Annotated in this window: 19 protein-coding genes and 1 pseudogene; 10 read left to right on the top strand and 10 right to left on the bottom strand. The window is 65.5% G+C overall.

What is annotated here, in order from left to right:
* The first annotated feature begins 97 nt into the window (after positions 1-97).
* Positions 98-1363 (top strand): Glu/Leu/Phe/Val dehydrogenase, encoded by a 1266-nt coding sequence (locus tag NVV79_RS07595; RefSeq protein WP_303987719.1) that lies wholly within the window; start codon positions 98-100, stop codon positions 1361-1363.
* Between the two features lie 153 nt (positions 1364-1516).
* Positions 1517-2617 carry a 3-isopropylmalate dehydrogenase gene (gene leuB, locus NVV79_RS07590; protein WP_303987718.1) on the top strand — a complete coding sequence of 367 codons (1101 nt, stop codon included), beginning with the start codon at positions 1517-1519 and terminating at the stop codon, positions 2615-2617.
* A gap of 217 nt (positions 2618-2834) precedes the next feature.
* Here the strand turns inward: leuB and rpsP are convergent, their stop codons facing one another.
* From rpsP to NVV79_RS07565, 5 genes are all read right to left on the bottom strand, one after another.
* The gene (gene rpsP, locus NVV79_RS07585; RefSeq protein WP_303987717.1) at positions 2835-3290 is read right to left on the bottom strand and encodes a 30S ribosomal protein S16; all 456 of its coding nucleotides are present in this window, start codon (positions 3288-3290) and stop codon (positions 2835-2837) included.
* A 31-nt stretch (positions 3291-3321) separates the two neighbouring features.
* On the bottom strand, positions 3322-4911 hold the full coding sequence (gene ffh / locus NVV79_RS07580) for a signal recognition particle protein (RefSeq protein WP_303987715.1): 1590 nt from the start codon (positions 4909-4911) through the stop codon (positions 3322-3324).
* Between the two features lie 207 nt (positions 4912-5118).
* Positions 5119-5622, bottom strand: coding sequence for a class I SAM-dependent methyltransferase (locus NVV79_RS07575; protein WP_303987713.1), 504 nt, complete (start codon positions 5620-5622; stop codon positions 5119-5121).
* Positions 5623-5682: 60 nt separating this feature from the next.
* On the bottom strand, positions 5683-6897 hold the full coding sequence (locus NVV79_RS07570; protein ID WP_303987711.1) for a GNAT family N-acetyltransferase: 1215 nt from the start codon (positions 6895-6897) through the stop codon (positions 5683-5685).
* On the bottom strand, positions 6894-7853 hold the full coding sequence (locus NVV79_RS07565) for a hypothetical protein (RefSeq protein ID WP_303987709.1): 960 nt from the start codon (positions 7851-7853) through the stop codon (positions 6894-6896). Before NVV79_RS07565 ends, NVV79_RS07570 begins: the two co-directional genes overlap by 4 nt.
* Before the next feature lie 305 nt (positions 7854-8158).
* On the opposite strand from NVV79_RS07565, the gene dapF reads away from it, so the two are divergent.
* The 4 genes and pseudogenes from dapF (at position 8159) to NVV79_RS07545 (ending at position 12349) form a co-directional block, all read left to right on the top strand.
* The gene (gene dapF, locus NVV79_RS07560; RefSeq protein WP_303988357.1) at positions 8159-9010 is read left to right on the top strand and encodes a diaminopimelate epimerase; all 852 of its coding nucleotides are present in this window, start codon (positions 8159-8161) and stop codon (positions 9008-9010) included.
* Entirely contained in the window at positions 9010-10275 is a 1266-nt protein-coding gene (gene mtaB / locus NVV79_RS07555; protein ID WP_303987707.1) for a tRNA (N(6)-L-threonylcarbamoyladenosine(37)-C(2))-methylthiotransferase MtaB, read from the top strand. The genes dapF and mtaB overlap by 1 nt, the downstream gene beginning before the upstream one ends.
* A 124-nt stretch (positions 10276-10399) precedes the next feature.
* Positions 10400-11620: pseudogene (gene ftsY, locus NVV79_RS07550) on the top strand (signal recognition particle-docking protein FtsY); the annotation flags it as partial.
* A gap of 99 nt (positions 11621-11719) precedes the next feature.
* Positions 11720-12349, top strand: coding sequence for a septation protein A (locus tag NVV79_RS07545; RefSeq protein WP_303988355.1), 630 nt, complete (start codon positions 11720-11722; stop codon positions 12347-12349).
* Positions 12350-12361: 12 nt separating this feature from the next.
* Here the strand turns inward: NVV79_RS07545 and NVV79_RS07540 are convergent, their stop codons facing one another.
* The 5 genes from NVV79_RS07540 to tsaD all read right to left on the bottom strand — a co-directional run bounded on the left by NVV79_RS07540 (position 12362) and on the right by tsaD (position 15792).
* The gene (locus NVV79_RS07540; protein WP_303987705.1) at positions 12362-12766 is read right to left on the bottom strand and encodes a DUF1761 domain-containing protein; all 405 of its coding nucleotides are present in this window, start codon (positions 12764-12766) and stop codon (positions 12362-12364) included.
* A gap of 253 nt (positions 12767-13019) precedes the next feature.
* Positions 13020-13454, bottom strand: a complete 435-nt coding sequence (locus NVV79_RS07535) for an EVE domain-containing protein (protein WP_303987704.1) — start codon at positions 13452-13454, stop codon at positions 13020-13022.
* Positions 13455-13456: 2 nt separating this feature from the next.
* Entirely contained in the window at positions 13457-13753 is a 297-nt protein-coding gene (locus NVV79_RS07530) for a YciI family protein (RefSeq protein WP_303987702.1), read from the bottom strand.
* A gap of 4 nt (positions 13754-13757) precedes the next feature.
* The gene (locus NVV79_RS07525) at positions 13758-14744 is read right to left on the bottom strand and encodes an NAD(P)H-dependent glycerol-3-phosphate dehydrogenase (protein WP_303987701.1); all 987 of its coding nucleotides are present in this window, start codon (positions 14742-14744) and stop codon (positions 13758-13760) included.
* Positions 14734-15792, bottom strand: coding sequence for a tRNA (adenosine(37)-N6)-threonylcarbamoyltransferase complex transferase subunit TsaD (gene tsaD, locus NVV79_RS07520; protein WP_303988353.1), 1059 nt, complete (start codon positions 15790-15792; stop codon positions 14734-14736). Before tsaD ends, NVV79_RS07525 begins: the two co-directional genes overlap by 11 nt.
* Before the next feature lie 77 nt (positions 15793-15869).
* Between tsaD and hemC the strand changes: the two genes are divergently transcribed.
* Genes hemC through NVV79_RS07500 form a run of 4 tightly spaced genes read left to right on the top strand, consistent with a single transcriptional unit; the run spans position 15870 to position 20139 of the window.
* Positions 15870-16814, top strand: a complete 945-nt coding sequence (hemC, locus tag NVV79_RS07515; RefSeq protein ID WP_303987700.1) for a hydroxymethylbilane synthase — start codon at positions 15870-15872, stop codon at positions 16812-16814.
* Positions 16796-17536: a uroporphyrinogen-III synthase gene (locus NVV79_RS07510; protein ID WP_303987698.1), complete on the top strand. Its 741-nt coding sequence runs from the start codon at positions 16796-16798 to the stop codon at positions 17534-17536. Before hemC ends, NVV79_RS07510 begins: the two co-directional genes overlap by 19 nt.
* 27 nt (positions 17537-17563) lie before the next feature.
* Entirely contained in the window at positions 17564-18775 is a 1212-nt protein-coding gene (locus tag NVV79_RS07505) for a COG4223 family protein (RefSeq protein ID WP_303987697.1), read from the top strand.
* The gene (locus tag NVV79_RS07500; RefSeq protein WP_303987695.1) at positions 18772-20139 is read left to right on the top strand and encodes a heme biosynthesis protein HemY; all 1368 of its coding nucleotides are present in this window, start codon (positions 18772-18774) and stop codon (positions 20137-20139) included. The genes NVV79_RS07505 and NVV79_RS07500 overlap by 4 nt, the downstream gene beginning before the upstream one ends.
* The last annotated feature ends 11 nt before the right edge of the window (positions 20140-20150 follow it).

The raw sequence follows: 20150 nt of genomic DNA, 5'->3' as shown, positions 1-20150 counted from the left end.
AACTTGCGTCAGCTTTATTGACCTAAGCACGCCGTCATGGCAGATCAGTGCCGCATATTTATGCGTTATGCACATTTTCCGCTCATGAGGGCTAACCATGACCGACGACACCCTGCTAGACCGCGCCTTGATCCGGCTCGAAGAGGCTGCAAGCCACCTTCAGATCGACCAGGATGTCATCGAGAAACTCAAATATCCGCGCGAGACCACCAAGACGCGCCTGTTGATCCGCATGGATGACGGTTCGCGCAAGTCGTTCCTGGCCTGGCGCTGCCGCTATGACGATACGCGCGGCCCCACCAAGGGCGGCATCCGCTTCCATCCGGACAGCACGATCGAGGAAGTCGAGACGCTCGCCTTCTGGATGACCTTCAAATGCGCCGTGATGAACCTGCCCTATGGCGGCGGCAAGGGCGCCGTGCGGGTCGACCCGCATGCTCTGTCCAAGACCGAGCTGGAGCGCCTGTCGCGCGCCTATATGCAGGCCTTTGCCAGCACGGTCGGCCCCGACCGCGATATTCCGGCGCCCGATGTCTATACCAATGCCATGATCATGGGCTGGATGGCCGACGAATATAACCAGATCACCGGTTCGGTTTCGCCCGCCGTCATCACCGGCAAGCCCATTGCCCTGGGCGGCTCGCTGGGCCGCAACGATGCCACCGCGCGCGGCGGCTTCTATCTGGTGCGGCACCTGGCGCAGGAACTGGGCCTGTCCGGTTCGCGCACCGTCGCCATCCAGGGCTTTGGCAATGCCGGCCAGTTTTTCGCCCAGTTGGCCGATGAGGATGGCAACAAGATCGTGGCCGTGTCCGACTCCACCGGCGCTATCCACAAGCCCGACGGGCTGGACGTGGCGCGGCTGATCGAGGGCAAGAATGCCGGCCGGCACGTCGCCGACATGGCCGCTGAACTGGGCGCCGCGGTGATCCCCTCCGATGACCTGATCGCCGTCGATGCCGATCTGCTGGTGCCCGCGGCGCTGGAAGAAATGATCACGGTGGACAATGCCGCCTCGATCAAGGCCAAGGTGGTGCTGGAACTGGCCAATGGCCCGGTGACCGCCGAAGCCGACAAGATCCTGACCGACAAGGGCATTGTCGTCCTACCCGATATCCTGGCCAATGCCGGCGGCGTCACCGTGTCCTATTTCGAATGGGTGCAGAACCGCCAGGGCTTCTACTGGGACCTCGAAGAGATCCATGCCCGCCTCAAGAAGATGATGGAACGCGAAGGCCGCGCCGTCTGGGCCATCGCCCAGGACCGCAGCGTCTCGGTGCGCTCGGCCGCCTATATCCATGCGCTGGGGCGCCTGGCCACCGCCATCGAGGCGCACGGCACCCAGCCCTTCTTCGCCGGCTGAAGCGGGCCGCAGCGCTGAACGAGCAAAGCCGGCCCTCGGGCCGGCTTTTTCATATCCGCCAGGACCGATCCGCCCTGCACACCCTTGCACAGCGGGCCAAAATGCCTCTATGTGCGCGGCAAAGGCGTAACCACCAGTACGGCGAGGATTTTCATGGCCACCCATTCCCTATTCCTGCTGCCCGGCGACGGCATCGGCACCGAGATCATGCTCGAGGTGGAAAAGCTGATCAAATGGACCAATTCCGAACAGCTCACCGATTTCTCGACCGATTCCGGCCTGGCGGGCGGCTCGGCCTATGACAAGTACCAGGTGGCCATATCGGACGAGGATACCGAAAAGGCCAAGGCCGCCGATGCGGTGATCTTCGGCGCCGTGGGCGGACCGAAATGGGACGATGTGCCCTATGAGCATCGCCCGGAAGCCGCCCTGCTGCGCCTGCGCAAGGAAATGGCGGTCTTCGCCAATCTGCGTCCCGCCATCTGCTACCCGGCTTTGGCCGATGCCTCCTCGCTCAAGCGCGAACTGGTGGAAGGCCTCGATATCCTGATCGTGCGCGAACTGACCGGCGGCGTCTATTTCGGCGAGCCCAAGACCATTACCGACCTCGAAAACGGCCAGAAGCGCGCCATCGATACCCAGGTCTACGAGACCTATGAAATCGACCGCATTGCCCGCGTCGCCTTCGACCTGGCCCGCACCCGCAACAACAAGGTGCATTCGGCCGACAAGAAGAATGTGATGAAGTCCGGCGTGCTGTGGGACGAAGTGGTCAAGGGCGTCGGCAAGGATTATGCCGATGTCGAGCTGCACCACATCCTGGCCGATAACGCCGCCATGCAACTGGTGCGCAATCCCAAGCAGTTCGACGTCATGGTGACCGACAACCTGTTCGGCGACATCCTCTCGGACGTCGCCGCCATGCTGACCGGCTCGCTCGGCATGCTGCCCTCGGCCAGCCTCGGCGCACCCGACCCAGTGACCGGCAAGCGCAAGGCCTTCTACGAGCCCGTGCATGGCTCGGCCCCCGACATTGCCGGCAAGGGCATTGCCAACCCCATCGCCATGATCGCCTCGGTCGCCATGGCCCTGCGCTACAGCTTCGGCATGATCGAGCTGGCGACCAAGATCGAGAATGCCATTTCGGCCGTGCTGTCAGACGGGTTGCGCACCGGCGATATCGCCCAGGACAACCGCAAGACGGTGGGAACGGAAGAAATGGGCGCGGCGATCCTGGCCAAGCTTAAGGCCTAGCCACCGCCACCTCCCCACCCGCGATGTCACCCGGGGCCCATCCTGAGATGCGGCCACAGCCGCAAGGTGGATCACTCGGACCACCTTGCGGCAGAACGGCAATATCGAGATGGATCCCGGCTCAAGGCCGGGATGACACCGAGGAGTTGGAGAGTTCCGAGACAACAAAAAGCCCCGGCGCTCGCGCACCGGGGCTTTCGTATTTTCGGTGCCGGACTTACTCGGCAGTGGTTTCCGCAGCAGCTTCCTCGGCAGCCGGAGCCTCAGCGACTTCTTCAACGACAGGAGCTTCTTCGACCGGAGCTTCCTTGGGAGCGTTCTTGGCTTCTTCGACGGCGGCAGCCTTGGCGGCCTTGTCTTCAGCGCGCTGGGTAGCCTTCTCGCCCGGCTTGGCCTTTTCCGGGTTGTTGCGGGCATCGCGCTTGGCAATACCGGCGGTATCGAGGAAACGCAGCACGCGGTCGGTCGGCTGGGCGCCGACATCGAGCCAGTGCTTGGCGCGCTCGGTGTTCAGCACGACGCGGTTTTCCGCATCCTTGGCCAGCAGCGGGTTGAACGTGCCGAGCTTTTCGATGAAGCGGCCGTCGCGGGGCGAACGGGCATCGGCAACGACGATGTGGTAGAACGGGCGCTTCTTGGTGCCACCACGGGCGAGACGGAGCTTGAGGGCCATTTTCTTGGTATCCTAGGTTTGGTTGAAACGACTATTTCTTCTTGCCCAGGCCGGGAAGGCCGGGGAAACGGGGAGCGCCACCGGCGCCGAGACCGGGCAGCAGCGGGCTGCCGGAATTCTTGAGCAGGGCGCCGACATTATCAGGCAATGCCTTGGGCGCAGGCAGGTCTGCCGAGGGCAGGCCCTTGAGAGCGCTGGGGTCGATGCCGGCCTGGCGGGCCATCTGTTCGAGCTGGGCCGGGTCCATCTTGGACAGATCGGGCATGCCACCGAGCATATTGCCCATCTTGCCGCCAAACATGCCGCCCAGCGCACCCATGCCGCCCTTGCCAACCTTCTTCATCATGTCGGCCATCTGGCGGTGCTGCTTGCTCAGCTTGTTGATCTCGCTGACTTCCACACCCGCGCCGGCGGCGATGCGCTTGCGCCTGCTGGCATTGAGCAGGTCGGGATTGGCCCGCTCCTTCCTGGTCATCGAATTGATGATGGCGATCTGGCGATCGAACACCTTCTCGTCGACATTCGAATTGGCCATGGCCTTCTTGATCTGGCCGGCCCCGGGCAGCATGCCCATGAGCCCGCCCATGCCACCCATCTTCTTCATCTGCAGCAGCTGGGCACGCAAATCCTCGAGGTCGAAAGAGCCCTTCTTGAGCTTCTTCGCCATCTTCTGGGCGTCTTCGGCCGAAACGTGCTCGGCGGCCTTTTCGACCAGCGAGACGATATCGCCCATGCCCAGGATGCGGTCGGCGATGCGGCTGGGATGGAAATCCTCCAGCGCATCCATCTTTTCGCCGACGCCGATCAGCTTGATCGGCTTGCCGGTGGCCGCGCGCATGGAGAGCGCCGCGCCGCCACGGCCGTCGCCATCGACGCGGGTCATGACGATGCCGGTCACATCGAGCCGGCTGTCGAAGCTGCGGGCAACGTTGATGGCGTCCTGGCCAGTGAGAGCGTCAACCACAAGAAGTATTTCATGCGGATTGGCGATGGCCTTGATCTCGGCCGTTTCGGCCATCAGCTCTTCGTCGATATGGGTGCGGCCGGCCGTATCGAGGATCAGCACATCATAGCCGCCGAGACGGCCTTCGCGCTCGGCGCGGCGGGCGATCTCGACCGGGGTTTCCGACGTGACGATGGGCAGCGTATCGACGCCCACCTGTTCGCCCAGTACGCGCAACTGTTCCATGGCGGCGGGGCGGCGCGTATCGAGCGAGGCGAGAAGGACCTTCTTCTTCTGCCGGTCGGTGAGGCGCTTGGCGATCTTGGCGGTAGTGGTGGTCTTGCCCGAGCCCTGCAGGCCGACCATGAGCAGGGTCACCGGCGCCTTGGCATTGAGGTCGATGGCGACGGCACTGTCGCCCAGCACCGAGACCAGCTCGTCATGGACGATCTTGACCACCTGCTGGCCCGGCGTCACCGAACGGGTGACTTCGGCGCCAACCGCGCGCTCCTTGACCTGCTCGACAAAGGCCCGGACCACTTCGAGGGAAACGTCGGCCTCGATCAGCGCGCGGCGGATTTCGCGCATGGCTGCCTCGACATCGGCAGCGTTCAACGCGCCGCGGCCGCGGAGTCCATCGAAGATTTTGCCAAGCCGGTCTGAAAGGCTCTCGAACATAAACTGGTCCTTCTCTGCGGGTTACCCGCGAGACATAGGATCCATCGGTCCAAACGCCAAACCCACCCGCGGGCGCAACGCGCTGGCGGATGGTGGCCTCCGGGATCGGTTTATACCACTGGGGGTCCCGGTCGGCTGGTCAGGAACTTGTGCCTGATGAATGGGCCAGCGTTTAGGGGAAAGGCGCGGGAGAGTCAAGAAAAGGCGCTAGGCCTCGGCCCGGATGACCGTGACCTTGCCATGAGCCGGCAACAACGTGGCCCTGAAACCCACCGCCGCCAGCCGGTCGAGGGACTTCGTGGCAAAGGCATGGCCCTTGCTGCTGTCGGGCGGCGGATCGAAAGCAAGGACGATACGCCCGCCGGGCCGCAGCAGGTTTTTCAGCATGGAAGGCCAGCGCGTGCCCAGCCGCAGGTTGAGGTCGACATTGACGGCGAAGATGGCGTCGAAGGTGGCGCCGCCGAAATCGGCATCTTCCAGTGCTTCGGCCCGCGTCACCAGCCGACCGGTGGCCAGCGCGGCATCATTGCCGGCCGCGACCGCATCGATCATCTTCGCCGAACGGTCGAGCGCGGTAATGGTGCCTGACGTGAGCCGATCCAGCACCAGTCGCACCGCGACGCCATGACCGCAGCCGATCTCGAGCACGGATTCGGTACCGGTCAGGGAAAGCGCCGAGACGGCAGCGCTATGTCTATGGGCAATCGGCATGTCGAATAACCAGTAGACCTCATGGTGAGGAGGTCTCAAGACGTTTGGTTCAAGTCCGGACTAAAGCCCCCGGCCGGCCAGCTTCATCATCAGGCTGCGCAGCCCCTTCGGCATACGCAATACGGTCTGCTTGAACAGGGGCCGCATCGTCTTGTCCCAGATATGGAGCACCAGCATACCGCGCGGGGTGACCGGCAGGGCATAGTCGCGCACCGTCACCACTTCGGTGGCCCAGGTGAGCTTGTAGGGCATGACCGGCACCATGAGGTCGGCACCGGCAAGGCCGCGCTCGGCGCAGGCATGAATGACTTCACCCAGATGCAGCTTGCCGGGGCTTTCGTCGGAATTGGAGAAATCCCGGGAAGCGACGAAGGCATAGTAGCGCTGCTTGTGGATGAAGCCCCATTGCTCGGCAATGGGCTCGTCCTTGTGGCGCAGCGACATGGCCAGCACAGGCAGGTCCGCTCGCGCGGCCATGGCAGTGCAGAAACTGGTGAAGGCGGTATCGCGGAAGGCGCGGGAGGTCAGGCCCTGGTCCTTGAGGCGATTGGCGCGGCCGCTGAGGGTCCGCTCGATGACATCAAGCGTCTCCTCGGCACTTTCGGCAATATGGTGGGTCACCGCGCCGTCGCGCTCCAGTCGGTTGCGCGCATTGCGCATATTCTTGCGCGTCTTGGACTTGATGGTCTGGAAATAGGCGGCGTAGTCGGCAAAGGCGCTGAGCGCGACATAGGGCGCGCCCTGTTCGGTGCCGGTTACCAGGTGATTGTCCGGCATGCCCTTGGCCAGCAGGCTGTCGCCGCGCACCTTGAGGAAACTCACCGCGTCGCAGGGTGCGGCCTTGATGGCGGTGCGCAGCAGCCGTGCGATCACATCGCGCGGCTCCAGCCCGGCCCCAACAAGCACATCGGAATATTGGCTGAAGGCATGGCCGAGCGGCGCCAGCACGGTGCGGGCGCGGGTGCGGATGCGTTCGAGCGGCAGCACGGCGACGAGCCGCTGCCCGTCACTGAGCGTGACCACGACCGGATCGAAACCGGCATTGCCGCGCGCGGCCTCGAAATCGAAGATCGCCCTGGCCCAGCCGCTGCCCTGGAACAGCACGGCGCCATCGGCCTGCCACTCCAGCCCCTGCCACTGATGGGCCATGGCATCGAACGCCTCGCGCGTCCGCACCACATCGGCACGCAATGCGGAAACCTCCGCACCGATGCGGTCGGCAGCATGAAAGTGCCGCCGTTCATCGGTGCGGGGAAGAGCCGAGAGCGATGTCATTTGCTGAAGGAATAGCCCTCGATGTCGCGCACGCCTTCGGGCGCGGCCGGATCGACCTGGAAATCGACCGTATAGACCTTCTTCTTCTGCGGATTGAGCGGGGTGAACTTGACGAGACCCGCCAGACCCAGCTTGGCCAGATACGAGGCGCCGGTCACCTGCTGGCTGAGCTTGTTGAACCCCAGCTTCGAGCGCAGGAACCCATTGGCATAGTTGACCGCATAATGCTTGCGCAGCTCGTCGGTCCAGTGCTCGGTGGTGAAAGAGACATTCATCATGTTCTCGTTGACCACGCGATGCGGCCCGTTGAGCGGCCAATGCAGCATCTTGCCTTCTTCCAGCATATGGACTTCGGCATAGTCGTCATACCAGCCCTCATAGGGCATGTCGGTTTCGCGCAACTGGCCCAGGATCAGCTTTTCCAGCGCCGGCTGGGAAATGAAGGGCTTATTGGCGGGATAGACATAGACCTTCTTGGTGCCGCGCACCTGCCACAGGCTCTGGCCCGGCACGTCGGAATGATACTTCACCGAAACATTGGGCGAAGAAATCAGGATGGTGAGGTTCCGCTTGTAGCTCTTGAAACCCGGGACGCGCTCCTCGAATTCGGCATAGAGGCTGTCGAGCAGCTCGCCATAGGCCGGATCGACGCTGGCCGGCGCGGTGAGATTGACCCAGATATTGCCATTCCTGACGACATCGAGCACCTCCTTGCCGGACAAACCCTTGATCTCGCCCTCGCGGCGCTTGGGCGGGTTGCCCGGCGTCTTCTGCGAATAATTGACGTGGTAGGCCTCGCGCGGGCTCTTGTCGATCAACTGCGCCAGCGCGTCATCGCTGAACAGCGGCGAGGCGGCCAGGCGGTGACTCAGCGCCAGCGAATGATTGCCCCACAGGGACGGGAAATGCGGCTGCCAGTCGGTGATGATCTGGTCGGTCTGCATGGTCATGTTCATGGGGCCGGGCTCCTAAGCGATGACAGAATGGGTCGATCCTCAACATCTGCGGTGAAGATAACCGACAAGCCGGGCTTTGACCCGCCCAGACTGGTATGCTGGTTAAAGCGCCATGAAGTGCGAAACCCTTACAGAATATGAACAATTTTAGGTTTTCCGCGGTACGTATGGCGCCGTGCCGGATGGGCTGCATGGCGGCTGTTCATTCCGGCCACTGGCAATTTCGCGTGCTATCCGCCATATAGGGCCATTCGTTGCAAAACCTCCGGCGAGGCAGACCATTGAGCGGCGTGCCGTTTCTCAAGATGAACGGGCTGGGCAACCAGATCATCGTGGCCGACATGCGCGGCCGCGCCGACCGGGTCACGCCTGAAGCGGCCATCGCCATCAATGCCACCGAGGGCACCAAGTTCGACCAGATCATGGCCGTGCATGATCCGCGTACGCCGGGCACCGCGAACTATATCGAGATCATCAATTCGGACGGCTCCATCGCCCAGGCCTGCGGCAATGGCATGCGCTGCGTCGTGCAGGTTCTCACGTCAGAGCAGGGCCGGCAGCGTTTCACCTTCGAGACCGTGGCCGGGATCCTGTTCGGCGAAACCCGCGACGATGGCATGATCACCGTCGATATGGGCACGCCCAAATTCGCCTGGTACGACATTCCGCTTGCCGAGGAATTCGCCGATACCCGCAAGATCGAATTGCAGATCGGGCCGATCGACGCGCCGGTGCTGCATTCGCCTTCGGTCGCCTCAATGGGCAATCCGCATGCCACCTTCTGGGTGCTTGACGATGTGTGGAATTACGCGCTCGATCGCTTCGGGCCGATGCTGGAAAACCACCCCATCTTCCCCGAACGCGCCAATATCTCCATTGCCCAGGTTATGGCGCCGGACAGGATCATCCTGCGCACCTGGGAACGCGGCGCAGGCCTGACCGAGGCCTGCGGCACCGCGGCCTGCGCCGCCGTGGTCAATGGCGCCCGCACCCGCCGCACGGCGCGCGCGGCGACCGTCACCCTGCCGGGTGGCGATTTGTTCATCGAATGGCGCGACGACGACCATGTCGTGCTGACCGGCCCCGCCGAGCGCGAATGGACCGGCACGCTGGACCCGGCCACCGGCATCTGGGCGCGCAACGAGGTGGCGGCCTGATGGCCGTGGAAACGGTAACTTTCGGCTGCCGGCTCAACGCCTATGAAGCCGAGGTGATGAAATCAGAGGCCCAGAAAGCCGGGCTCGACAATGCCATCATCATCAACACCTGCGCTGTCACTGCAGAGGCGGTGAAACAGGCCAAGCAGGCCGTGCGCAAGGCCCGTCGCGACAATCCCGAAGCCCGCATCATCGTCACCGGCTGCGCCGCCCAGACCGAGGCCCGCAGCTTCGGCGACATGGCCGAGGTCGACCTCGTCATCGGCAATGCCGACAAGATGAAGGCGCAAAGCTATGCGCCCATGGTCTTCGGCACGCCGCTCAACGACAAGGTGCAGGTCAACGACATCATGAGCGTGCGGGAAACCGCCGGCCACCTGATAGAGGGCATGGATGGCCGCGCCCGCGCCTTCGTGCAGGTACAGAATGGCTGCGACCACCGCTGCACCTTCTGCATTATCCCCTATGGTCGCGGGCCTTCCCGATCCGTGCCCATGGGCATGGTGGTGGAGCAGGTGAAAAAGCTCGTCGCCAATGGCTATCGCGAAGTGGTGCTGACCGGCGTCGACATCACCTCCTACGGCCCCGACCTGCCGGGCAGCCCGACGCTCGGCAAGCTGACCCAGGCCATCCTGCGCCATGTGCCCGACCTGCCGCGCCTGCGCATTTCCTCGATCGATTCCATCGAGGCCGACGAAGCGCTCTATGACGCCGTGGCGTCAGACCGGCGCCTGATGCCGCATCTGCATCTGAGCCTGCAATCGGGCGACGACATGATTTTGAAGCGCATGAAGCGCCGGCACAGCCGCGACGACGCGCTGGCCATTGTCGGCAAGCTGCGTGCGCTGCGCCCCGACATGGTATTCGGCGCCGATATCATCGCCGGCTTCCCCACCGAAACCGATGCCATGTTCGCCAATACGCTTGCTATCGTCACCGAGGCGGACCTGACCTATCTGCATGTCTTCCCCTATTCCCCGCGTGAAGGCACCCCCGCCGCCCGCATGCCGCAGGTCAGCAAGCGCGTGGCCCGCGACCGCGCGACACTGCTGCGCGCCGAGGGCGACAGGCAATTCGCAAAACTCTGCGCCAGCAGGGTCGGCGTGGTCGAGAATGTGCTGATCGAGCGTAACGGGCTGGGCCGGACCGAACAATTCGTGCCGGTGGCCGTAGCGGGATCACAACCGGGCGAGCTGCTGGCCGTTCGCATTACCGGCATTGCCGCCGACGGGTTGGTGGGCGAGGCTTTGCGCGAAGCGGCTTGATCTGGGCACGCCCTCGTGGTTCGACAGGCTCACCATGAGGGCGACTTAAAGAACGAGCCAACCAGTAGACCTCATCCTGAGCTTGTCGAAGGACGAGGTCGTGGCACGGACCAAAGGCATACGCATGACCGACAAGAAGCCGGGATTTTTCAAGCGCCTGTTTGGCGGCGATACGCCGGCGCCGCCCGAAACGCGTCCGGAAACGCCGGTCCCGGCGCCCGACCCTGTGCCGCCCACGCCAGCGCCACCGCCGGACGTGGTGCCAGAGCCCGAGCCGGTCCCATTCCCCGGTCCGCCCGAGACCACGCCTGACTATGTCGAGGATATCGAGGACGAAGCCGCCGCCGCGCCGCAGCCTGAACCGGAGCCTGACGTCGAGACCATCCCGGTCGCCATCGACCCGCCCGCCGTGGTTGAAGTGCCTGTCGAAGCGCCGCGCCAGGGCTGGTTTGCCCGGCTGGCCACCGGCCTCAAACGCTCCTCGGACCAGCTCACCGGCTCGATCACCTCGGTCTTCACCAAGCGCAAGCTCGATGCGGCGACGCTCGACGAACTGGAAGATGTGCTGATTCAGGCCGATCTCGGCATCGAGACGGCCATGGCAATCACCGAAACCCTGCGCCGCGACCGCTTCGATCGCGATGTATCAGGCGAGGATGTGCGCGCCGTGCTGGCCGCCGAGGTCGAGAAAGTGCTGGGCCCCGTGGCCAGACCGCTGGAAATCGATACGACGCAAAAGCCCTTCGTCATCCTGATGATCGGCGTCAACGGCTCGGGCAAGACCACCACGATCGGCAAGCTGGCGCAGAAATTCGCCGCCGAGGGCAAGTCGGTGATGCTGGCGGCCGGCGACACGTTCCGCGCCGCCGCGATCGAGCAATTGCAGGTCTGGGGCCAGCGCACCAATGCCCCTGTCATCAGCCGTCCGGCCGGCGCCGATGCCTCGGGGCTCGCCTTCGATGCCGTGACGCAGGCCCGGGCCGAAGGCCGCGACGTGCTGATCATCGACACCGCCGGCCGGTTGCAGAACCGCGACGAGCTGATGAACGAGCTCGAAAAGATCATCCGCGTCATCAGGAAGGTCGACCCCACGGCGCCCCATGCCACCCTGCTGACGCTCGACGCCACGACGGGGCAGAACGCGTTGCGGCAGGTGGAAATCTTCGGCCAGCGCGCCGGGGTAACCGGGCTGGTCATGACCAAGCTGGACGGCACGGCGCGCGGCGGGATTCTGGTCGCCATCGCCCGGAAATTCGGCCTGCCGGTGCATTTCATCGGCGTGGGCGAAAGCGTGGGCGATCTCGAACCATTTACCGCCAGCGACTTCGCTCGGGCCATTGCCGGGGGGAATAGCCCCAATCTCACCACGCTTGCGGTCTATCCCGCCTTGCATCACCCGGCGCTTGCCCTCACATTGCAACGCGTCGAACTGAAAGCCTTGCCCATGGTCGAAAAAGCCACCGAGAAAGCCGAGCCCGAAATCAACTGGGACGAGTTGCGCCCGCAGCTCACCAAGATGGCGCTCGAACTGGGCCCGCTGGTGGTGTTCTTCATCGCCAATGCGCGCGCCGACATCTTCGTCGCCACCGCCTGGTTCATGGGCGCCATGGTGATCTCGCTGGTCCTGACCTGGATCATCCTCAAGAAGATCGCCGTCATGCCGCTGGTGACCGGCGTCGTCGTGCTGATCTTCGGCGGGCTGACGCTGTGGCTGCAGGACGACACATTCATCAAGATCAAGCCGACCATCACCAATTCGCTGTTCGCGGCAGTGCTGCTGGGCGGCTTGCTGTTCGGCCAGTCGCTGCTGAAATATGTGTTCGGCGACGTCTACAAGCTGCGCCCCGAAGGCTGGAGCCGGCTGACGCTCAACTGGGGCCTGTTCTTCGTGGTGCTCGCCGTGATCAACGAGATCCTGTGGCGCAACTTCTCGACCGATATCTGGGTGGCCTTCAAGGTCTGGGGCGTCATGCCGCTGACCGTGATCTTCTCCATCACCCAGGTCGGCCTGCTGAACAAATACGCCCCGCCGGCCGAGCCCAAGCATGTGCCGCCCATCGTGGTGGAGAGCTGAGGCGCAAACGCCTCAACCGAATACCCCGATTATAGCGCCATCGATCAGCAGCACCGCCAGCAGGTAGCCGCTATCGATCAGCGTCAGCGACCAGCGCGCGCCCTGGTAGCGGTGATTGAGCACCATCGACGTGACGATAAAGCCCAGCCACATATGCGCACCGACGATGAGGCCATTGGTGACGCTGAGCGAGCCCGTCAGCAGCGGCGTCAACAGGGCGATGAAATAGGCCATGATGGCGAGGCACAGCACCGACCAGAGATAGGGCGTGTAATCGGCCTTGTTGATATCTTCCGGCTTCTTGCCGATGGCGGCGGTCCACTGCCTGGCCAGCAACATGTACCAGCCGGCCCCGAAGCCCCAGCTCACAACAGTGGCCAGGATCACGGCCAGCCAGTTGACGGCGAAATGCGACATGATGTTCTCCCCCGAAGCGCTGTTTTGCGCAGGGGGGAAGGATAGCGCCCGAAGAGCCTATAGCCTAGCGTCTCTCGACCGTGGCTCAGTGGCCCCCGTCACCCCACCCTCAGTCCCTCCCCATCAAGGGGAGGGAGGCGCATGGGCGAGGGCAGTGGTCCAATGCTACCTCATCCACCGGCCAGGCTTCCCTCCCCCTTGTGGGGAGGGAATGAGGGTGGGGGTAAAGCCACGAACACCAGCCCCAGGAAACCTAAAGCCCACCCATCTTGCAGATCAGCTTCCACTCATCCTCGCCGACCCGCGACACCGACAGGCGCGAGAGCCTGACCAGTTCGAGATTGGCGAGTTCGGGCGTCGCCTTGACCTCGGCCAGGGTCACCGGCCGCGGCAAGGGTTTCACCGCTTCCACATCCACGCATTGCCAGACCACCTTGCCCTTGTCATTGGGCTCGGCGGTGGTGTCGGGATGGGCCAGGGCGATCACCTTGATGATGCCAACGATCTCCTTGCCGATATTGGAATGGTAGAAGAAGGCCAGGTCCCCCAGTTGCATTTCCATCATGTTGTTGCGCGCCGTGTAATTGCGCACGCCATGCCACTGCTCGGGTTCGCCGTGTTTCGTCTTGGCCATCATGTCGTCGAAGGAGAAGACATCAGGCTCTGATTTCATCAGCCAATAGGCCATGGCTAGAACTCCCGTCCGCTATGATTGAAAGCGATGCGCCAGGGCTTGACCTCGACCGAGCCGAAAATACCCTCGGAGACGAAGGGATCGGCCAGCAGCACCGCCTTGGCCGCCTCGAGATTATCAGCTTCGAGCACCAGCAGCGAACCTTCCGGATTGCCATCATCCCCCATCAGCGCGCCGGCAAAGACCAGCTTTTCGCCCATGGCGGCAAGGTGATCCATATGCACCGGACGCGTGGCGGTACGCTTGTCGCCGGTGCCCGGCTTGTCCTTGGCGATCATGACGAAGAGCGGCATGGGATCAATCCTCCCGTTTGAGTGGGCGGGACATCAGCCCCGCAACGACTGTGGCAATATCGGCGCTGCCACTGAGCACGGCATGCACCGCCTGGATCAGTGGCGCCTCGACAGCGAGGCTTCTGGCCAGCGCATCGGCAACCGGCGTGGTGGCGACGCCCTCGGCCAGTTTGGCCCCGCCGGCCATGATTGCCTCGACCGACTGGCCGCGGCCCAAGGCCATGCCGAACTGGTAATTGCGCGACTGCACCGAGGTGCAGGTCAGCGTCAGGTCCCCCAGCCCGGCCAGCCCGGTGAGCGTCGTGGCCGAGCCGCCCATGGCCGCGACCATGCGCGCCATTTCGGCATAGGCCCGGGCAATCAGCGCCGAACGGGCGGAGGCGCCGAGCCCCGCGCCTTCGACGGCACCGCAGGCCAGGGCATAGACATTCTTGAGCGCCCCGGCGATTTCGACCCCGATCCGGTCATCGGCGGCATAGGGGCGGAAGCTGGGGCCGGCCAGGGCCGCTGCCAGCGCCGAGGTCTCACTGGCATCGTCGCCCGCCAGCGTCACGGCGGTCGGTCGACCCGCGGCCACGTCGGCAGCAAAGCTGGGGCCGGACAGCACAAAGGGAATGGCTTCGGGCGCCATGTCGAGCAGGATTTCGCTCTGCCGCTCCAGCGTGCCGGTTTCGAGCCCCTTGGCCGATAGCACGACCGGCTTGCCGGTGAGCAAGGCCGGGTCGAGCGCGCCCAGGGCCATGCGGCTCGCCTGCGCCGGCACGGCGAGGATGACGATATCGGCCAGGCTCGCACTGGTCGCGGCAGTAATGGCGGGATGCAATTGCTGCGTCCCGAGATAGCGGACATTGGTGCGGCTGGTATTGATTTCGTCGACCTGGGCCGCATCGCGCGCCACCAGCGACACCCTTCGGCCCGCCATGGCGGCCGCCTGTGCCAGCGCGGTGCCCCAGGCGCCGCCGCCGATGACCGATACCGTTTCAAGCCGCATCGGGCGCAACCTTCATGTCTTCGAGATCGAGCGGCCAGCGCGGCCGCGCGGTGAAGGTGAGCCCGTCATGTACGCCGAGAGCGAAACGTTCCGCCCCGGCCCAGGCGACCATGGCGCCATTGTCGGTGCAGAGCGCGATGGGCGGCACGATGAGCGCGGCACCTGCCTCGGCACAGGCGGCACGCAAAGCCGCGCCGATGGCCTGATTGGCAGCGACGCCACCCGCCACCACCAGTTGCGGCGTGGCCTCCGGCAGTTCGGCCTTGAACTTCGCCAGAGCCTGCCCGGCCCGCACGGCGACAATTTCGGCCACCGATGCCTGGAAGCTGGCGGCGATATCGGCCACATCGCGGTCGCTGAGCGGCGCCAGCGCCTCGGCCTGCAGCCGCACCGCGGTCTTGAGGCCGGAGAAGGAAAAATCGAGCCGGGCCTCGCGCAGCAGCGGGCGCGGAAACTTGAAGCGTTTCGGATCGCCCGATTTGGCGATGGCTTCGACGGCCGGACCGCCGGGATGGCCGAGGCTCAGGAGCTTGGCCACCTTGTCGAAGGCTTCGCCCAGCGCATCGTCTATCGTCGTACCCCAGCGCTCGTAGTCACCCACGCCGCGCACCAGCACGAACTGGCTGTGCCCGCCGCTCACCAGCAGCATGAGATAGGGAAACTGCACCCCATCGGTCAGCCGCGCCGTCAGCGCATGGGCTTCGAGATGATTGACCGCGATCAGCGGCTTGTCGAGCGCCGCCGCCAGCGCCTTGGCCGTGGTGAGGCCCACCAGCACGCCCCCGATCAGCCCCGGCCCGGCCGTGGCCGCAATGGCGTCGACATCACCAAGCGTCACGCCGGCCTCGCGGCAGGCCTGGGCGATGATGTGGTCGAGATAGGTGACATGGGCCCGCGCCGCCAGTTCGGGCACCACGCCGCCGAATGCCGCATGTTCATCGAGCTGGCTGCGCACCACATTGGAACGAATCGTGCCTCTGCCGGATTCGTCGCGCAGGACTACCGCCGCCGCGGTTTCGTCGCAGCTGGTCTCTATGCCGAGGATAATGGCTGGCGCTTGCCCGGTCACGACGAACTGGTTACTCCCTCTGGGGATGGTTCTGCCTACTATAGGACGCAAAGACATTGCAATCGCCCGCCCCCTTCGCCCGCATCGGAACTCGTGGCAGCCCGCTGGCTCTGGCCCAGGCGCGGCTGGTGCGGCGCCTGCTGTCGGAGGCCCATGGCGTCAGCGAAGATGATATCGCCATCGAGGTGATTTCCACCGGCGGCGACCGCAGCCAGGCCAGCAATGCCAGCCTGATCGAAATCGGCGGCAAGGGCCTGTTCACCAAGGAAATCGACGAGGCCATGCTGGCCGGGCGCGTCGATATCGGCGTGCATTCGTCCAAGGACGTGGCGACCCGTCTGCCCGACGGCATCCGGCTCGTCGCCTTTCTCGAACGCGAGGACGTGCGCGACGCCTTCCTGTCGGTCAAGGCGCGGGATATCGACTACCTGCCCGAGCGCGGCAAGTTCGGCACCTCGTCCATCCGCCGCGCCGCGCAGGTTTTGCGGGCGCGGCCGGACCTGACCATCGTACCCTTCCGCGGCAATGTCGGCACGCGGTTGCAGAAGCTGCTCGATGGCGTGGCCGATGCCACCATGCTGGCCATGGCCGGGCTCAACCGCCTGGGCGAGGGCCACCGCGCCACCGCCTTGCTCGACCCCGAAATCTTCATGCCGGCCCCGGCGCAGGGCGCTATCGGCCTGGCCGTGCGCAGCGATGACGCGCGCATGGCCGAACTCGTCGCGGCGCTCGACCATGAGCCGACCCACCGTTCTATCGCGGCCGAACGCGCCATGCTGGCCGTGCTCGACGGCTCCTGCCGCACGCCGGTGGGCGCGCTGACCCGGCTCGATGGCGCAACCCTCACCCTCAAGGGGCAGATATTGAGCCTGGACGGCCGCACCGAATTCAACAGCGCCGCCACCGGCAGCGACCCCGAAGCGCTTGGCCGGCAGGTGGGCGACGACCTGATCGCCCAGGCCGGCACCGACTGGCTGGCACAATGGGCGCAACGCTCATGAAAATGCTGGTGACACGGCCCGAGCCCGACGCACAGGCGACGCTGGCGCGGCTCGATGCGCTCGGCATCGCCGGTGTTGCCGTGCCGCTCATGGTACGGCAGACGCTCGATTCCAGCCTGCCGCCGCCCGATGGCTTCACCGCCATGGTGCTGACATCAGCCAATGCCGTCCGTGCCCTCGCCGACCGGGACATGCTGGCGCCCTATCGGCACCTGCCGGTTTTCGCCGTGGGCGACCATACGGCGCGCGAAGCCAATGAAGCCGGCTTCGAGCGAGTCAGCAGCGCGGCGGGAGCCTTTCAGGATCTGGTCAACGCCATGACCATTGCCCGCATGAAAGGGCCGATCTTCTATCCCGCCGGCAAGCACCAGAGCGCCGACCTCGCCAAGGCGCTGGCCCCTCTGGGCGTGATGGTGGCGACAGCAAAAGTCTACGAAATGGTAGCGGCCGATGCCCTGCCTGATGCTGTTCTGGCCGAGCTGGGCGAGGAAATCGGCGCGGTGCTGGCCTATTCGCGGCGCTCGGCCGAGGTCTTTGCCCGGCTGGCCGACGCCCTGCCACGCACCCGCCGCAGCCGGCTGGCCATGCTGTGCATGTCCGAAGCGGTGGCCGAACCGCTGCTGGAAGCCCGCTTCAGCCGCATCAGCCTGGCTGATCGGCCCGACGAAGACGCCATGATGTCGCTCGCTTTGGCTTTTGCCCGCGAGCAAACTGGGCCATGATCGGCTCCGAGAAGAGGACAGTCAGCAATGGCGGATAGCAAGGACAGTGATCCCAAGCCGACCGAGAGCAAGACCGGCCCGGTCAAGCCGCCGGTGCTCGACCTCAAGGCGCGCGAAACCGGCGCCGGCAAGCCCGAAGCCAAGCCTGAAAGCAAGCCTGCCCCGGCGAAGGAACCACCCCCGCGCGCCAAGCCGGCCGACACTGCCCCGGCATCCGGCGGCTTTGCCTTTGGCGCCGCTGTGGCGGGCGGCGTGCTGGGTCTCGTCGCAGCCTATGGCCTGGCCTGGCTCGGCCTGTGGCCGACCACGCCGGCCCCTACCCCCGCCGCGGACCCGCGCCTGGCGCAATTCGCCACCGCCATTCCCGAACTCGAAACGGTGACCCAGACCACGCAGAGCGAATTGGCGGCGCTCAATCAGCGCATCGGCGCACTGGAATCGGCCGAGCCGGCAGCGCCCGCCACGGCCAGCGCCGCTCCTGTCGATCTCGGCAATATCGAGGGCGACATTGCGGCATTGACGGCGCGGATCGACAGGCTCGCCAACGCACCGGTGCCTGCCGCCGATACCGGCGCAGTGGAAACGCTGCGCACCGACCTGGCGGCCCTGACCGCACGCCTCGATGAAGTCGCCGCACGCCTCGGCACCGCCGAAGCCGGCTTGCGCACGCTCGACACCACGATGTCGGCAGCCACCGCGACCCTCGCCGAGCAACCCGGCGATATCGGTGCGGTACTGCAATTGCCGCTGATCCTGTCGGGGCTGGAAACCGCCTTCGACACCGGCCGGCCCTATGCCAACGAACTCGGCGCCCTCCGCGCCGCGCTGCCCGCGGCAACCGTGCCGTCAGCCATCGCCAACAATGCCGAAACCGGCCTCCCCCGACCCGACATCATTGCCAGCCGCTTCGCCACCGTGCTGCCAGCCATGCTGGCCGGGCGCCCGGCCGACCCCAATGCCCAATGGCAGGATGGCGCGCTCGACTGGTTCCGCTCGGCCATTGCGCTTCGGCCTACCGGCGAAATCGAGGGCGACACGCCCGACGCGGTGATGTCGCGCCTCGAAGGCGCCATTGCCCGGCGCGATTTCATCGCCGCCGAGACCCTGCTCGCCTCGCTGCCCGCCCCGATGCTGGCAGCCGGCGAGGACCTGCCTTCCCTGGTCGCCGGCCAGGCCGAGGCCACGCGTTTCCTCGACAATCTGCGCGTCAGCGCCCTGTCCGGCGAGGCCGGCCAATGATCCGCCTCGCCTCGTGGATAACCGGCAGCCTCGTCGTCACCGCCTTGGCGGCCTGGCTCATTTCGCTGCCTGGCACGCTGACGCTGGAAGCGGCCGGCTATCGCATGCAGCCGCGCTTGGGCGCCGCTATCGTCATTTTCATCGTCATCGCCATCCTGGTCATCGGGCTCTGGGCGATAATCCGCCGCATTCTCTCGGCGCCACGCAACATGGCCCGTCGCCGCAGCGAACGCCGACGTGAACAGGGCGTCGAAGCCCTGTCCGACGCCATCGTGGCCCTGCAGGCGGGCGATCCGGCTCGCGCCCGCATGCTGGCCCAAGATGCGCAAGCGCGCCTGCCGACCAATGCCGCCGCACGTCTGCTCGAGGCCCGTGCCGACCTGGCTTTGGGTGACATGCCGGCCGCCCGCGAGCATTACCGCGCCCTTATCGCCAGCGAAAAGACCGCCGTGGCGGCGCTCACCGGACTCTATGACCAGGCGCGCGCCCAGCACCGGCCCGAGGCGGCGCTGACCTTTGCCCGCAAGGCTTTGGCGCTGGCGCCGCAAAGCGGCTGGGCGGCCGATGCCGTGTTCGACGACCTGGCGCGGCGCGGCCAATGGGCCGCCGCCGTGGCCATGGTCAATGTCGAACAGGCGCAGAGCCGCGAGGACCGCGCCCGCAAGCGCCGCCGCCAGGCGGTGATCGAAACCGCCCGCGCCCGCGAGGCCGAAACCAGCGATCCGCTGGCCGCGCTCGACCACGCCCTGACCGCGCTGAAACTGCTGCCCGATTTCGTGCCCGCCGCACTGATCGCCGCCCGCATCCACATCAACAGGGGCGATACGCGCAAGGCCATGAGCCTGCTGCGCCGCATCTGGCGCGCCACCGGCCATCCGGATGTGGCCACGCTCTATGCCCATGCCCAGCCCGGCGCTTCGGCGGTGGAACGGCTCAAGCGCCTGGGCGAGATCATCCAGACCCCGCCGCCCCATCGCGCCGCCGGTATGGTCCTGGCTCGATCAGCCATCGACGCCTATGACTGGCCTTTGGCCCGCAAGGCGCTGGCGCCCTTTATCGGCGCCGATGCGACGCAGGGCGTGGCGAGCCTCATGGCCGAAATCGAGGAGGGCCAGAGCGGCGACCAGGGCAAGGCCCGCGAATGGCTGGCCCGCGCCGTGCGCGCGCCGCGCGACCCCGCCTGGACCGCCGATGGCCTGGTCAGCGACGAATGGGAACCCATGTCGCCGGTCACCGGCAAGCTCGACGCCTTCGAGTGGAAAATCCCCATGACCGTCACCGGACGCCCGGCCGCCGATCCCCTGCCACCGCAATTGCCCGCGGAAGCCCCCTTGCCTCTTGCACCGGCCGCAAACCCAACGTAAAAGGCCAGCCG

It is taken from the genome of Devosia ginsengisoli (assembly GCF_024707105.1).
Taxonomy (GTDB): domain Bacteria; phylum Pseudomonadota; class Alphaproteobacteria; order Rhizobiales; family Devosiaceae; genus Devosia; species Devosia ginsengisoli_A.
This window is presented reverse-complemented; position numbering and strand designations above follow the sequence as displayed.